The 14,527-nt window shown below is 67.3% G+C and carries 13 protein-coding genes; 6 read left to right on the forward strand and 7 right to left on the reverse strand.

The features are described from left to right. Positions 1 to 37 precede the first annotated feature (37 nt). The 6 genes from mftE to GTV32_RS21500 all read left to right on the forward strand — a co-directional run bounded on the left by mftE (position 38) and on the right by GTV32_RS21500 (position 5,980). The gene (mftE, locus tag GTV32_RS21475) at positions 38 to 784 is read left to right on the forward strand and encodes a mycofactocin biosynthesis peptidyl-dipeptidase MftE (protein ID WP_161062042.1); all 747 of its coding nucleotides are present in this window, start codon (positions 38 to 40) and stop codon (positions 782 to 784) included. After that, positions 781 to 2,223 (forward strand): mycofactocin biosynthesis glycosyltransferase MftF, encoded by a 1,443-nt coding sequence (gene mftF / locus GTV32_RS21480; protein WP_161062043.1) that lies wholly within the window; start codon positions 781 to 783, stop codon positions 2,221 to 2,223. The genes mftE and mftF overlap by 4 nt, the downstream gene beginning before the upstream one ends. Further along, positions 2,220 to 3,560, forward strand: coding sequence for a mycofactocin system GMC family oxidoreductase MftG (gene mftG / locus GTV32_RS21485; RefSeq protein ID WP_161062044.1), 1,341 nt, complete (start codon positions 2,220 to 2,222; stop codon positions 3,558 to 3,560). Before mftF ends, mftG begins: the two co-directional genes overlap by 4 nt. Before the next feature lie 25 nt (positions 3,561 to 3,585). Beyond that, on the forward strand, positions 3,586 to 4,014 hold the full coding sequence (locus GTV32_RS21490) for a PPOX class F420-dependent oxidoreductase (protein ID WP_161062045.1): 429 nt from the start codon (positions 3,586 to 3,588) through the stop codon (positions 4,012 to 4,014). Between the two features lie 62 nt (positions 4,015 to 4,076). Further along, a complete protein-coding gene (locus GTV32_RS21495; protein ID WP_161062046.1) occupies positions 4,077 to 4,754 on the forward strand; it encodes an FCD domain-containing protein in 678 nt (225 codons plus the stop codon). A gap of 107 nt (positions 4,755 to 4,861) precedes the next feature. Further along, positions 4,862 to 5,980, forward strand: a complete 1,119-nt coding sequence (locus GTV32_RS21500) for an MFS transporter (RefSeq protein ID WP_161062688.1) — start codon at positions 4,862 to 4,864, stop codon at positions 5,978 to 5,980. Between the two features lie 34 nt (positions 5,981 to 6,014). On the opposite strand, the gene GTV32_RS23945 is transcribed toward GTV32_RS21500, so the two are convergent. The 7 genes from GTV32_RS23945 to GTV32_RS21530 form a co-directional block, all read right to left on the reverse strand. Next, entirely contained in the window at positions 6,015 to 6,734 is a 720-nt protein-coding gene (locus GTV32_RS23945; protein WP_202421875.1) for an amidohydrolase family protein, read from the reverse strand. Continuing rightward, positions 6,629 to 7,378, reverse strand: a complete 750-nt coding sequence (locus tag GTV32_RS23950) for an amidohydrolase family protein (protein WP_202421877.1) — start codon at positions 7,376 to 7,378, stop codon at positions 6,629 to 6,631. Before GTV32_RS23950 ends, GTV32_RS23945 begins: the two co-directional genes overlap by 106 nt. Before the next feature lie 200 nt (positions 7,379 to 7,578). Continuing rightward, on the reverse strand, positions 7,579 to 8,316 hold the full coding sequence (locus tag GTV32_RS21510; protein ID WP_161062047.1) for an aspartate/glutamate racemase family protein: 738 nt from the start codon (positions 8,314 to 8,316) through the stop codon (positions 7,579 to 7,581). Between the two features lie 18 nt (positions 8,317 to 8,334). Next, positions 8,335 to 9,903: an NCS1 family nucleobase:cation symporter-1 gene (locus GTV32_RS21515; RefSeq protein ID WP_161062048.1), complete on the reverse strand. Its 1,569-nt coding sequence runs from the start codon at positions 9,901 to 9,903 to the stop codon at positions 8,335 to 8,337. Positions 9,904 to 10,028: 125 nt separating this feature from the next. Further along, complete coding sequence (locus GTV32_RS21520) at positions 10,029 to 10,736, reverse strand: GntR family transcriptional regulator (protein ID WP_237421602.1); 708 nt, start codon at positions 10,734 to 10,736, stop codon at positions 10,029 to 10,031. Beyond that, positions 10,733 to 12,715, reverse strand: coding sequence for a prolyl oligopeptidase family serine peptidase (locus GTV32_RS21525; RefSeq protein WP_161062690.1), 1,983 nt, complete (start codon positions 12,713 to 12,715; stop codon positions 10,733 to 10,735). The genes GTV32_RS21520 and GTV32_RS21525 overlap by 4 nt, the downstream gene beginning before the upstream one ends. Before the next feature lie 11 nt (positions 12,716 to 12,726). Continuing rightward, complete coding sequence (locus GTV32_RS21530) at positions 12,727 to 14,526, reverse strand: N-acetylglutaminylglutamine amidotransferase (protein WP_161062049.1); 1,800 nt, start codon at positions 14,524 to 14,526, stop codon at positions 12,727 to 12,729. Position 14,527 lies beyond the last annotated feature (1 nt).

Genomic DNA, 14,527 nt, shown 5'->3' on the forward strand with positions numbered 1-14,527 from the left:
GTTAACACGCGCGGACACCGTCGCTAGAGTTGAACGAATGGAGCGTCGGGCGGCATTGGGACAGCTGTGCTGGCCTCAACTGTCGGATCGGTCGGTCACGCTCCTGGTGCCGCTGGGGGCCACCGAACAGCACGGTCCGCATCTTCCGCTCGACACCGACAGCAGGATCGCCGCGCTCGTCGCCGGCCTCGCGGCCGACCGGTTGTCGACGGCGGACCCGTCGACCGCCGACGACGAGCCGGAGGCCCCTGTCGTGGTGGCCGCCCCCGGGATCAACTACGGAGCGAGCGGCGAGCACGAAGGTTTCCCCGGCACCATCTCCATCGGCCACGAGGCCCTGCATCTTCTCCTGGTGGAGTACGGGCGCAGCGCCTGCCGCTGGGCGGACCGGTTGGTCTTCGTCAACGGGCACGGCGGCAACGGGCCCACCGTGGCCGCGGCAGTCGACACGCTGCGTTACGAGGGCCGCGATGCCGCATGGTTCCCCTGCGCCACCCCCGGTGCCGACGCGCACGCCGGGATGACCGAAACGTCTGTGCTGCTCCACTTTTCACCTGAACATGTGATCCTGTCGGAAGCCGCGGCCGGCAACGCGGCTCCCATCGCCTCGTTGTTGCCCGCGCTACGCGAAGGTGGGGTCGCCGCGGTCAGCGACAACGGCGTGCTCGGTGATCCGGCAGGTGCGAGTGCCGAGCACGGCGCGAGCGTGACCGACGCCCTGGTCACCGGGTTGGTGGCGGCCGTCGGCGCATGGTCGGTCGGCCGGTCGGGGCGCCTCGCATGACCGCCGTCGAAAAGGAGCTGCCCGCGACGTCGGCCGTCGACCACAGCCTGCCGGACGGTTTCCAGGTCCAGATCGACATGCGGTGTGCGCCCCACCAGGATCTCCGGTATCTCGTCGGCGGATCCCCCACCCGGATGCTCCGCCTGACGGATGCGGCGCTCGGTATGACATCGGCCGACGGCCGCATCGAGGTCGTCGACGCGGCCACCCGCAGTCTTGCCCGCCGTCTGCTCGACAGCGGAATTGCCAACCCGCGCCCCATGTTTGGCCCGCGCCCGGAGAACGTCACGGTGGTCGTGCCGGTGCACGGCAATCAGCAGGGGGTCGACCGTCTGCTGCAGGCGGTCTCCGGCGCGACGGTGATCGTGGTCGACGACGGCTCCGAGGAACCCATCCGGGTGTGCGGACGCGGCGCATCCGTGATCCGCTTCGACGAGAACCGCGGGCCGTCGGCCGCTCGCAACGCGGGGGCGGCCGCGGCGACCACGGAGTTCGTGGCCTTCCTCGACTCCGACGTGGTTCCCCCCGCGGATTGGCTCACCATGCTCCTGGGGCATTTCTCGGATCCGGCGGTGGCGATCGTGGCACCACGAATCGTGGGACTCAGTCGCGACGACTGCGATGCCTCCCTCGCCGAACGGTACGAGAACGGTTATTCGTCGCTCGACATGGGGCCGGACGAATGCTCGGTTGTCCCCGGTAGTCGTGTCTCTTATGTGCCTAGTGCGGCAATGATCGTGCGGCGCAGTGCTTTTCAGGACTTCGACGAGACGCTGCGGGTGGCCGAGGACGTCGATCTCTGCTGGCGGACGCACAAGGCGGGCTGGCGGGTCCGTTACGACCCCATCGCCCGGGTGTCGCACGATCACCGGACCGGGATGCGTTCGGTGCTCGATCGACGGCGCTACTACGGCACCGGGGCGTCGTACCTCGCGGACCGCCATGGCGGGTTCGCCGCCCCGGTCGTGATGACCGTGCCGATGGCCGTCGCGGTGGTCGCGCTGATGACCCGGACCAAGATCGGTCTGGCGATCGCGATGATCATCCTCGGTCAGGTCGGCATGCGTCTGCGACGACGACTCGGCGAACTCCCCGACGCGCCGATCGTCGCGACGCAGCTGACAGGACGTGCGGTCGGGTTCGGACTCCTGCAGGCGGCGGGGGCGATCTGTCGCCACTATTGGCCGGTCGCCGTGATCCTCGCAATCGTGTCGGCCCGATTCCGCCGACTCGCCGTCGAGGTCGCGGTCACCGAGGGCATCGTGTCCTGGGTGCGTCAGGTGGTGGCGGAGCCGGAAGCGGGGCCTGCGCTCGGACCCGTCGCCTACACCCTGTTCCGGCGCCTCGACGATCTCGCGTATGGCACCGGGCTGTGGCAGGGGGCGTTGAGCCACCGCGATTTCGGCGCTCTGCGACCGGTGATCACCAGCAAGACATGACTCGCGGCGACCTCCCCGCGAGCGCCGATGTGGTGATCGTCGGTGCCGGGAGCGCGGGTTGTGTGGTCGCGGAGCGGTTGTCCCGGGACCCCGCTCGCAGCGTGGTGTTGCTCGAGCGTGGTTCGTCGGACTGGCCCACCGAGGCCGTCCGGGATCTCCGCAGCCTGCCGATCTCGATCGGCTCACCCTACGCGGTACCGCACACCGAGTCCTCGGGGCTCGGCGTTGTCCGTGGTCGCGGATTCGGCGGGTCGTCGTCGGTGAACGGTGGCTACTTCATGCGATGGCACGCCGACGACTTCGTGGACTGGCCGCCCGGATGGGGCATCGACGAGATCGACGCCGCGTATACCGAATTGGACGGTCGTGGGGGCACGATGAGTGTGTCCCCGTTCGCCGACGACGAGTTGGCAGAGGTCACGGCCACTTTCGAATCCTATTGGAGCGACATCGTTCCGGCGCGTCCACTCGGTGACAGGTGGCCGATCGTCGGACTCAACCGCGTGCGCTCCAACCGGGACGGCATGGTGCGCCGGACGGCTGCCGAGGCATACCTGCGAGGTGCGCTGAACCGAGAGAATCTGACCATCTGTGCCGACGCCGAGGTGGCACGTCTGCAGTGGACCGGCGCGCACGTGTCCGGAGCAGCGGTGACCGGGGTGATGATCGGCGACGACCGGGTCTCCGCGAGCGAGGTGGTGCTGTGCGCCGGCGCGATCGGCACCGCCGTGATCCTGCTCCGGACCGGCCTCGGATCGCAGGCGGGGCTCGACTCCCTCGCCGTGCGTGAGCACCGGGAAGTGCTGGTGCACTACCGCAGTACCGTCGACGGACCCCCGACCGCACTGCTGCAATCTGTGGTCCATACCGACGATGACATGGAAATACGTTGTTACAGTAGCGATATGGCCCGATATGTCGAGGGTCTCCCACCCGTCGGTCCGGCGATCGGGGTCGCCCCGATGCGGCCCGGCACACGGGGCACGGTGCAGATGGCCGGTAGCGGTCCGCTGGTGGATCTCGGTGTCGTCGATGTGGCGGAGGCCGTGCGACTCGATCGGGGTGTGGCGGTCGTCGCCGAGATGCTCGGGTCGGCCGCGTTCGCCGACATCGTGGAGCCCGGATCGGTGGCCGTCGATCCGATCGTGCGGACCTCGCAGCACGCGTGGGGCAGCATGCCGATGGGATCGCGTACCGACGGACTCGGCGGTGTGGACGGGGTTCGTGGGCTGCGGATCGTCGACGGGTCGATCCTGCCGACCGCGGGGCGCAGCGGACCGCACGCCACCATCATGATGGTGGCCTGCCGGATCGCGGACGTGCTGGCGGCCCGCTGACGCGCCGCGCCCGTATGGTGGGGGAATGGTTGCATCGATCGACGATCCTGAGATCCGTGAGTTCCTGGCCGGCGGCACCAAGACGGGCCACCTCGGATATCTCGCCGGCGATGGCCGACCGCTCGCCGCACCCATCTGGTTCGTGGTCGACGGGGACCGGATCGCCTTCAACACCGGCTCAGCGACCTCGAAAGCTCGTGCCATCCAACGAGATCCGCGCGTGGTGCTGACCGTCGATCTTCCCGAACCACCGTACGGCTTCGTCCAGATCCAGGGCCGCGCGGTCACCGGGGACGATCTCGCCGAGGTGAAGCGGATCGCGACGCTGTGCGGTGAGCGATACATGGGTGCCGACCGCGCCGAAGAGTTCGGCGCCCGTAACGGGGTGCCCGGCGAGCTGGTGGTGTGGATCGAGCCGAGCAAGGTGATCGCGGCGCTCGACGTCTCGGGGTGATCGTTCCGGTGTGGTGACCGGGGCGCCGACACCGCACAAACATGGGATGTTAGGTTCTTTGGGTGGACAACCTGATCATCCCTCCCCGACGGACCAGTGAGCTCGTGGTCGATCGGATGCGTGACCTCATCCGGTCCGGCGAATGGGCCGTGGGCGGGCGAATCCCCGCCGAGCCGGAACTCGTCGAGCAATTCGGAGTGGGGCGCAACACGATCCGTGAAGCCGTGCGGGCGCTCGAACACGCCGGGATGCTCGTTCCCCGACGTGGCGACGGTACCTACGTCCGTAGTCGCAACCTGCTCGCTGCGGCGATCGAGAGTTGCGTTCCCGGTTCGGCGCATCACGATCTGCTCGGTGCGCGTCGCGCCATCGAGGTGGAGGCGGCGGCCGCGGCCGCCGAGCGTGCGTCGGCGGCGGAGGTCGCCGGGTTGCGTGACCGGCTCCGGGCCGCCGAGCAAGCCTTCGCTGATGCGGACGTGTCGGCATATGCGCAGGAGGACATGGCTTTTCACATCTCACTGGTTGCGATCTCGGGTAACCGGCTGTTGCTCGAGCTGTACGACGGCATCGTCGAGGTCATGCAGCGCCTCCACCAGCACGTGGTGGCGGCGACCCTGACCGATGGTGTTCACCCGTCAGGACACGTCGCGGTGGTCGACGCGATCGAGGCCGGCGACCCCGGCGCCGCCCGCGCTGCGGTCCATTCCTATCTCGACGAAGCGCTGCGGGGGATGTCGTGACCGCAGAGGATCGTACGGTGCTGACGGCGGCGGAGAGTTCGGCCGACGCGGCGCCGGGGCACGATACGCCGCGTGGTGTGGCGGCCGTGGTCGCCGCCATCGGCATCATGCTCGTGGCAGCCAATCTGCGTCCGCCGGTGGTCTCGGTGGCGCCGCTCGTCGACGACATCATGCGCGATCTGGGTTTCGGCAGTGCGGCAGCCGGATTGCTCACCACGTTGCCGGTGCTGTTCTTCGGGATCAGCGCGCCGATCGCTCCGCGCATCGCCGCGCGGTACGGGATCGAACGGACCATCTTCGCCTCGCTGGTGGTGCTCGTCCTCGGCATGGGGCTGCGATTCGTCCCCGTCACGGTGAGCCTGCTGGTGGGTTCGGCCGTGATCGGGACCGCGATCGGGATCTGCAACGTCGTGTTGCCTGCGCTCATCAAACGCGACTTCGCACACCGGTCGGGCCTCATGACCGGGCTGTATTCCATGACGCTGTCGGGCGGGGCGGCGGTCGCCGCCGCACTGACCATCCCGATCGACGATCTCGACGGTGGCAACTGGCGGTTGACCATGACGTCGTGGACGCTACTCGCGCTGCTGGCCCTGGTGGTCTGGGTGCCGCAACTGGCGCGAGTGCATCGGGTGTCGGTGACCGCCGCACCGACCTCGTTGTGGCGCAATCGGATCGCCTGGTCCATCACGACCTTCATGGCAGCGCAGTCGATCATCTTCTACACGTTCAGCGCCTGGCTGCCGCAGTATCTCATCGACCGCGGGCGCACCGCGGCCGAGGCGGGTGCCACGCTCGCGATCGGTCAGGTGGTCGCCCTGACGGCATCACTGGTGATCCCCATCGTGGCCGGCCGGTTCGCCGATCAGCGTGCGATCACGCTCGGGGTGGTGGCCGTGTGCGCGGTCGGGTTCGTCGGTCTGGTGACCGTCCATGAGTGGACGACGCTGTGGGTCATCCTGATCATGTTCGGGCCGGGGTCGTCGATCAGTCTGGTGTTGCTGTTCATGGTGTTGCGCAGCCCGTCGACGGTGGTCACCGGTCAGGTGTCGGGGATGGCCCAGTCGGTCGGCTATGTCGTGGCTGCGGCCGGCCCGATCGCCATCGGCGCGCTCCACGACGTGACCGGGTCCTGGACCGTGGCGATGTCGGTGCTGGGTGTGGCGCTCGTTCCGCAGGGGCTCGCCACGCTGCTCGCGGCGAAGAACGTCACGATGAAGGTCTGATGAGCGAGGGGCGCGGGCCGTGTGGGTGGTCGCGTCACAGTGCCACCCTCTGGATGCGCCGGGCCTCGAGCGTGTGGGCAGACAGGACGTCGCCCACGGCGGGATTCTGGATCTGCCCGTCCCGGACCAGAATCCGGCCCGCGACGATCGTGGTGTCCGCGATCATCGGTCCGCACCGCAGCCAGGACTCGACCGGATCGGTGACGGCGCCGGCGAGAGCCATCGCCGACCCGGTCCAGATGACGAGGTCGGCGCAGGCGCCGGGGCGCAGATGACCGGTCTCGTCGTCCCAGCCGAGGCACGCCGCGCTGCCGCGGGTCGCGACATCCAGTACGTCACGGGCGGTCATCGCGGCCGAACCGCCACGGTAGCGACCCAGGGTGAGCGCCGCGCGGGCCTCCAGCCAGAGTGAGCCGTGATCGGTGGATGCGGATCCGTCGCATCCCAGGCCCACCGGGGCCCCGAGGGCACGGAGCCGCGCGACATCGGCCGTTCCGCCACCGATGAGCATGTTCGAACTCGGACAGTGCGCAACCCCCACCCCGGCGGCGGCCATGCGAGCCTGTTCGTCGTCGGACGGGTAGATGAAATGGGCGACCCAAGAACGTGATTGCATCCAACCGACGCTGTCGAAGTAGTCGACCGGGCTCATCCCGTACACCTCCTGGCAATACGCCAGTTCATCCCGGTCCTCGGCGAGATGGGTGTGGAGTCGGACGTCGCGGGTCTCGGCCAGTGCGGCGGTGTCGGACATGAGCTGGGCGGTGACCGAGAACGGGGAGCACGGTGCCAGCGCGACTCGGCACATCGCCCGGGAGACGGGTCGTGGTAGTTGTCGATGAGACGTTCGCAGTCGGCGAGGATCACATCGGGTTCCTGCACCACCTGTACGGGTGGCAGACCGCCGTCGGCGGTGGAGCGGGTCATCGAGCCCCGATTCGCGTAGAACCGGAAGCCCAGGTCACGGGAGGCGCGGATCTGCGCATCCGTCAAGCCTTCTCGCGGGTGCAGGTACATGTGGTCGGACGAGAGGGTGCATCCGCCGAGAAGGAGCTCTGCCATCGCGATCCAGCTGGAGAGGTAGACCGACTCGTCGTCGATCTGCGCCCACAGGGGGTACAGCGTGGTCAACCATTCGAAGAGTCCGGCATTGACCACCGGCGCAAACGAACGGGTCAGGTTCTGATACATGTGGTGGTGGACGTTGATCAGGCCGGGCGTGACGAGTTGTCCGTGGGCGTCGATCCGGGTCGTGGCCGTGGGCATCTCGTCGGCGGCCGTCCCGATGCTGTGTACGCGCCCATCCGAGATGGCGATCCACCCGTCGGGGACCTCCCGGTCGGAGTCGACGTAGAGATAGGCGTTGCTGATCAGCAGATCGCAGGAATCTTCGTCCATCGTGGTACCTCCGGGCAGGCCGCAGGACAGAGCTGCGGGGTGGAACCCTGTCCCGGATCTGTTCCCGGATCGTCACCGCGAGGTCGCGGACGGGTCGTTCGTGTGTGCAGTAGTGACTATCGGCCGCAATGGTTTCGGCGGTGTTACCGGAGTATGTCGATTCGTATCGAAGCGCGAAACCGCAGGGTCCGACACGCTTCTCACGTTCGCGCAGAATCTCCGAAGCCCGCCAACGATCCCGAGTAGATCTTCGGCGGGGGAGTGGCGAACTCCCCGGAGGCGGTCCCGGTGCGCAGACCCATGGCGGCCATCGACGACAGCATGCCGACGCCGGCGCCGACCCCGTCGATCACCGGGGTGCCGATGGCGTCGCTGATGCGATGCGCGAGGTCGGCCATGCCGGCGCAACCGAGGACGATCACGTCGGAACCGTCGGCCTGTAGCGCCTCTCGGCACGACTTCTCGAGAATCTCCGCGGTTGCCGGGTTGGTCTCGAGGTCGAGGACGGGGATGTCGCAGGCGTGGATTCCCAGACACTGCCTGGAGAATCCATAGCGGTCGACGAGATCGGCCGCGCGGCCGATGGTTCGGTGCAAGGTGGTGACCACCGAGAACCCACGCCCGAGCGGTGCCGCGAGATGCATGGCGGCCTCGGCGATCCCCATGACGGGCGCTGTTGCCAGCTCGCGCGCGGCATCGAGGCCGGGGTCGCCGAAGCACGCGACGAGATAGCCGTCGTGGTCCGGGTGCTCGGCGATGACACGCAGCAGTCCGGGGACGGCCAGTGCCTCGTCATAGTGGCTCTCGATGGACGCGGGCCCCATCGACGAGGTCACGGCCAGGATCTCGGTGTCGGGGCGGGCGACGGAACGCGCCGCGGCGGCGATGACGTCGGTCATCGCCGCCGCGGTGTTCGGATTGATGATGCAGATGCGCATCGTCTGACGCTGCGCCTTTCAGAGCGCGGACGGCTCGAGCTTGCCGTCCTTGGCCGTGGGCAGGTCCGCCGGCACCATGCCCGCGTCGTAGATGAAACTCGCCGGCGCGAACTTCATGCCGAGCCAATAGATCACGCCACCGGCCGCCGCACCCATGAACCACGTGAAGCTCGCCTGATAGGCGGTGCCCCAGATGACGAAGCCGATCGGCAGGATCGACGCGAGGATGACCGCGATCACGGCGATCGGGTTCCATCCGTTGCGGTAGGAGTACGACCTGCCGGCCTCCATGCTGAACAGGTCGTCGACCTCGATCTTCTGCTTCTTGATGAGATAGAAGTCGACGATCAGGATGCCGAACAGTGGTCCGATCACCGCACCGAGCGTGTCCATTGTGTAGTGGATCGCGGTGGGGTTGTTGAAGAGGTTCCACGGCGTGATGAGGACCGAGCCGATCGCGGCGATCATGCCGCCGGTCCGCCAGGTGATCTTCGTCGGCGCCACATTCGAGAAATCGAAGGCGGGTGACACGAAATTCGCCACGATGTTGATCCCGATGGTGGCGATCGCGAAGGTGAGTACGCCGAGGACCGCGGCCGTGGTGTTGTCGATCTTGTCCACGATGTGGACGGGGTCGGTGATGATCGAGCCGTCCTCGTCGTGACCGATCACGGTTGCGCCCGCCGACACCGTGCACACCACGAGCAGGGAGAAGAACAGGAAGTTGACCGGCAGCCCCCAGAAATTGCCCTTCTTCACCTCGGCGAAAGACCTGCCGTAGCGGGAGAAGTCACCGAAGTTCAGCATCGGGCCGGAGAAGTAGGAGACCACCAGTGCGAACGCACTGATCATCTGGGTGACCGAGGACCACCCCGACAGGCCGGGGCCCTCGGACAGGTCGAAGCTGACGTTGCTCCAGCCCGCCTTGACGATCAGATAGGCGGCGAGTGCGATCATCACCACGTACACCGCCGGACCGCAGAAGTCGATGAACTTGCGGATGGTGTCCATGCCGTTCCAGAAGACGAATGCCTGCAGGATCCACATGAGGATGAATCCGGCCCAGCCGAGCGCGCTGAGGCCGAGGAACCCGTGTTGATCGACATCGCCCCACGGCTCCAGACCGGGCCAGAACTTCAGGGCGAGCAGCCCGAAGGCAACCGAGGCCAGATAGGTCTGGATGCCGTACCAGACCACCGCGATGAGACCTCGGATGATGGCCGCGATGTTGGCGCCCTTGACCCCGAAGGCGATTCGGGTGGTGACCGGGTAGGGCACACCGGCCAACTGCGAGGGCTTGGCGACGAGGTTGCACAGGATGTTGACGGCGACGATGCCGACGAGGAGCGCGACCAGCACCTGCCACGCCGCGATCCCGAGCGCGAACAGGCTGCCCGCGAACACATAGCCGCCGACGCTGTGCACGTCGGACATCCAGAACGCAAAGATGTTGTACCACGTCCACTTCTGTTTCCTCAGTGGCGCGAGATCGGAGTTCGTGAGGTTCTGGTGATATCCGAGTTTGATGACGCTCTCGCCCGCCGCACTCTCGTGGGCGGTCGCGACGTCGGCAGAAGGTGCGGACATGATGGCTCTCCCGGTCAGACGGAGTCAGCGCCGGGTGATCGGGGACGCTGATGATGATCAAGCTAAGAACGGATTGTTACCCGTGAATTAACGAACGGATATATTTCCCACCGGGCCCGTGCGGCTCAGTCGTCGCGCCGGACCCCGAGTTCGGCAGCGGTCTCCACGATGGCGCTCTCGAGCCGTCGATGATGGAGTTGGCCCACCTCGAGCACCACGGCGGTGTCGCGGGCGGCGAAGCCGTCGAGCAGTTTCGCATGGTCGTCGTTGAGCGCTTCCTGCGTGGCCGGCCCGACGGCCCGCATCACCTGGAAAGGTTCGGTGAGATTCCAGGTCGCCTCGAACATGTTGAGCAACCGCGGCATCGCGCATGGGGTGGTCAGCTCGCGGTGGAACTGCCGCGAGATGTCATGAAAGGCCTTGCGGTCGTCGTACTTCAGGGCCGTCATCATCTCGTCGTGCCGGCCGCGGGCGCGCTCGAGGCCCGCGATGTCGATGCGTTCGACGGCACGCGCCAGGGCCGCCTGCTCCAGGGTGCCTCGCACGAAGTAGATCTCACGGAGTTCGTCGATCGACAGGTGGCTGACCCGGTAACCGGCGTTGCGCTGGTGGACGACGAGGCCTTCGCCCACCAATGTCTTGAGAGCCTCTCGCACGGGTATGGGGCTCACCCGGAAGGCTTCGGCGACCTCACCCGGCGGGATCTGGGCACCCGGCGGTGCACCGCCGGACAGGATCAGCCGCCGGAGCTCTTCGAGTACGTTGGCGCGCGCACTCTCCGACCGTGTCTCCACCAGCTGGGCGATCAGTCGGTCGGTCATGCGTGCGGTCATCGGGCGGCTCCGCTGCCGGCGGGGTGGCCGAGAATCCAACCCGCCACGGCCTCGGTCAGAAGTTGCTGATTGTGCCGTTTGACGATCTCATGCCCTTCGTCGTCGAACATCAGCATCTCGGCCACGGCGCCCCGGGCGCGCAGCTCGTCGACCATCTGCCGGGACTCACTCACCGGGACATTCGTGTCGTGGGCGCCGTGCACCACCAGCAGGGGCGCCCGGACATCGGCGATGCGATGGATCGGTGACAGGTCGGCGAGGAGCTCTCGATCCGATTCGGGATGACCGTATTTCGTATAGGCCGCCACCGCGATCCACGGCTCGGTGTTGCGGAAGAAGGACTCGAGGTCACTCATCCCGCAAATGGCGATCCCGGCGGCAAACGTGTCCGGATGGAAGGTGAGGCAGGCGAGGGTGAGGTAGCCGCCGTAGGAGCGTCCCGCACAGTAGATCGCGTCGGGATCGGCGATACCTTGCGCCACAAGGTGTTCGGCGCAGTCGGCGGCGTCGTCGATACCGGCGTAGCGGCCGTACCGGTCGTCGGCGTGCGAGAACAGCCGGCCGTATCCCGACGACCCACGTACATTCGGGGCGAACACGGTGATCCCGGCGTCCACGAGTGGTCCGAACAGGAAGTTGTAGTCGGGGCGCGTCTGCGCCTCGGGACCGCCGTGGAAATACAGGACGGTCGGGCCCGCGATGTCGCGTCGCGCACGGAACAGCAGGCCGGACAGCGGCATCCCGTCGCGGGCGGACAGTTCGAGGACTTCGGGGGCCAGGGCGCTCGACGGACCTTCGCCCGCGACCAGGTCGTCGCGCACCGCGATGACCTCTCCGGTCCCGGTGTGCACCAGGTGGACCAGCGGGGAGTGCTGCGGACTCGACACGGTGACGGTGAGCAGGGTGCCGGCCGCGCTGATGGAGAGCTCGGCTGCCACCTCGCCCGGCAGGTCGATCGGCTCGTGCAAGGTCTGATCCGGCAGGGTGAGTATCTGTAATTCACTGCGCCCATCGACATTCCAGAGCATCGCCACCGTGGACTGATCGTTGCTCACCGCGAACTCGTCGAGACCGGAATCCGGACGCTGTGCGAGCACCCGGAACCGTACGCCGTGCCGACCGACCTCGACGCCCAGCAGCCTCGGATACTTGCTGTCGAAATCGCTGCGGACGATGGCCTGGACGCTGTCGAGATCGCGTTCGGCATCCTGCGGAGGGCCGGTGAACACGAGCGAGGGGTGGTCGAAACCCTGATCGAGGATGTAACCGTCGTCGGTGACCGCGCCGGGGTCGTTGGGCAGCAGCGGCGTCATCGTCACGCTGCCGGACGCCGTGTCGACCCGTCGGCGCAGCAACAGCAGGTCGCGATAACCGCGGGGGCCGACGCGGACGAGCGTGGCGCCCTTCCACGAGTCGATGAGGGCTCCGCCGACACGGACGTCGAGTGTCATGGTCGTCGCGGTGCCCGGGTGTACCCGTAGCGAATGTGCGGTGCCGTCGGATTCGGTCGCGGTGATGAGTACCCAGTCGGTGTCCCATCCGACGAGGGAGACGGTGCCGAACGAACGGCCACCGGCGAGATGGGAGTGGCTCTGCCCGTCGCCGTCGGTGCGCGTCGCGCCTATCCGGTGCGCGGTGTCGTCGTCGGGATCGGTGGTGACCACCCACACCTGGTGGTGCTCGCCGCCACTCGGGGCGATCTCCACCGCCAGCCATCGGCTGTCGGTGGAGTGGACGATCTTGCGTACCGGCCCGGTGGCGGGCAGGCTCACCCAGCGGAGTTCGCCGACCCCCGCGATGGACAACGAGCGTTGTGCGGCACGAGGATAGCCGGTGCCGTCATCGACGATGTAGGCGAACGCGGTTCCGTCCGGCGACACCGATGCGCCGTAGGTGTGCCAGCCGCGGTCGTCGAAACGGAGGGCGGGTACGGGCAGTGCGTCACCGTGGCGTGCCGTCGCGGCGCCGCTGCGCGTCATCCCGCTCGTACTCATGACGCCGTGCCTGCTTCCGTAGTCTGGAGCCACATCTCCAACATGGCGACCTGCCACAGCTCGTTGGCATCCAGGGTGGTGCGGAGACCGTTCGGATCGGCGAACAACCGGTCGAGTGCCTCGGGACGGAACAGCCCGCGATCGATCGCCGCGGTCGAGCGGAGGGTGTCGGCGACGAGATCGAGCACGCCGCCGTCGAGGTGCCGGATGCCGGGCACGGGAAAGTATCCCTTGGTGCGATCGATGACGGCCGACGGTAGCAGGGATCTGCTGGCGTCCTTGAGGATTCCCTTGCCGCCGTGCGCGAGTTTGAGGTCGGGCGGACAGGTGGCCGCGAGTTCCACGAACTCGTGATCCAGGAAGGGGACCCGCGCCTCGAGTCCCCACGCCATCGTCATCGTGTCGACCCTCTTGACCGGGTCGTCGACCAGCATGACGGTCGTGTCGAGCCGCAACGCCGCGTCGACCGCGGTGCGGGCCCCGGGCGCGGACTGGTGCGCGTGCGCGAACTCCCAGCTGGGGTCGTAGTCCTCCGCCAGCAGGTACCGATCGCCGAGCAGCTCGGCGATCGCCGCGTGATCGCGGTCGAAGAAGACCTTCGCGTACGCCGCGGTGGTGTCGTCACGGGGGGTGTGCCGCAACGTCGGATACCAACCGTAACCACCGAGGATCTCGTCTGCACCCTGGCCGGATTGCACCACCTTGATGGACTTGCTGACCTCTTCGGACAGCAGATAGAAGGCCACGCAATCGTGACTGACCATCGGCTCACTCATCGCGGCGATCGTGCCGGGTACGGCAGGCAACAACCGGTCGGTACCGATGTGGATCTTGTGATGGTCGGTGGCAAAGGTGTCGGCGACGAGATCGGAGTACTCGTACTCATCCCCGGATTCTCCACCCGCAGAGTCGAATCCGATGCTGAATGTCGCCAGGTCGGTCTGTCCCTGCTCGGCCAGCAACGCGACCACGAGTGACGAGTCGATGCCTCCGGAGAGCAACACGCCGACGGGGACGTCGGCGACCATGCGGCGCCGCACCGATGTCCGCAACGAATCCAGGAGTTCGTGCTGCCAGCGCCTTTCGTCCCAGTCGGCTCGGTCGGGGTGCGGGGCGAAGGTCGGTGCCCAGTAGCGTCGCTCGGTGCTCCGGCCGTCCGGGGTGATGGTTCGTACGGTCGCAGGGGGCAACTTGCGGACGCCGTTGAAGATCGTGTGGGGCGCCGGGACGACGGAATGGAAGCTGAAGTAGTGATGCAGCGCGACCCGGTCGATGGTGGTGTCCACGTCACCGCCGCGCAGGAGCGCCTGCAGCGATGATGCGAATCGGAGTCGGCCGGGGGTCTCGGCGAGATAGAGCGGCTTGATCCCGAGGCGGTCGCGCGCGAGGGTGAGCGTGCCGGAGTCGGTGTCGACCACCGCGAAGGCGAACATCCCGATCAGGCGGTCGACACAGTCCGGACCCCAGGCGTGGAAGGCCTTGAGGATGACCTCGCTGTCGGCATGGGAGAAGAAGCGGTATCCCTTGCTCTCGAGTTCTTTCCGCAGTTCCCGGTGGTTGTAGATGCAGCCGTTGAACACCAGGGCCACACCGAGTTCGGGATCGATCATCGGCTGTGCGCCGCGTTCGGAGAGGTCGATGATCTTGAGGCGTCGATGGCCGAGCGTCACCGCACCCTTCGCGAAGAGTCCGGATCCGTCGGGTCCGCGACGGGTCATCGAACCGGTCATCGCCGCCACCGCGCCTACATCCGGAGTGGTTGTGCCGAAACAGATCTCACCACACACGCCACACATC

The organism is Gordonia sp. SID5947, assembly GCF_009862785.1.
Lineage (GTDB): Bacteria > Actinomycetota > Actinomycetes > Mycobacteriales > Mycobacteriaceae > Gordonia.

Coding starts and splice junctions, on each gene's coding strand:
- mftE (WP_161062042.1), top strand. CDS start 38: ATGGAGCGTCGGGCGGCATTGGGACAGCTGTGCTGGCCTCAACTGTCG.
- GTV32_RS21515 (WP_161062048.1), bottom strand. CDS start 9,903: ATGTCCGCACCTTCTGCCGACGTCGCGACCGCCCACGAGAGTGCGGCG.
- GTV32_RS21525 (WP_161062690.1), bottom strand. CDS start 12,715: ATGACGCGCAGCGGCGCCGCGACGGCACGCCACGGTGACGCACTGCCC.
- GTV32_RS21530 (WP_161062049.1), bottom strand. CDS start 14,526: ATGTGTGGCGTGTGTGGTGAGATCTGTTTCGGCACAACCACTCCGGAT.
- mftF (WP_161062043.1), top strand. CDS start 781: ATGACCGCCGTCGAAAAGGAGCTGCCCGCGACGTCGGCCGTCGACCAC.
- GTV32_RS21520 (WP_237421602.1), bottom strand. CDS start 10,736: ATGACCGCACGCATGACCGACCGACTGATCGCCCAGCTGGTGGAGACA.
- mftG (WP_161062044.1), top strand. CDS start 2,220: ATGACTCGCGGCGACCTCCCCGCGAGCGCCGATGTGGTGATCGTCGGT.
- GTV32_RS23945 (WP_202421875.1), bottom strand. CDS start 6,734: ATGTCCGACACCGCCGCACTGGCCGAGACCCGCGACGTCCGACTCCAC.
- GTV32_RS23950 (WP_202421877.1), bottom strand. CDS start 7,378: ATGGACGAAGATTCCTGCGATCTGCTGATCAGCAACGCCTATCTCTAC.
- GTV32_RS21510 (WP_161062047.1), bottom strand. CDS start 8,316: ATGCGCATCTGCATCATCAATCCGAACACCGCGGCGGCGATGACCGAC.
- GTV32_RS21500 (WP_161062688.1), top strand. CDS start 4,862: ATGCTCGTGGCAGCCAATCTGCGTCCGCCGGTGGTCTCGGTGGCGCCG.
- GTV32_RS21490 (WP_161062045.1), top strand. CDS start 3,586: ATGGTTGCATCGATCGACGATCCTGAGATCCGTGAGTTCCTGGCCGGC.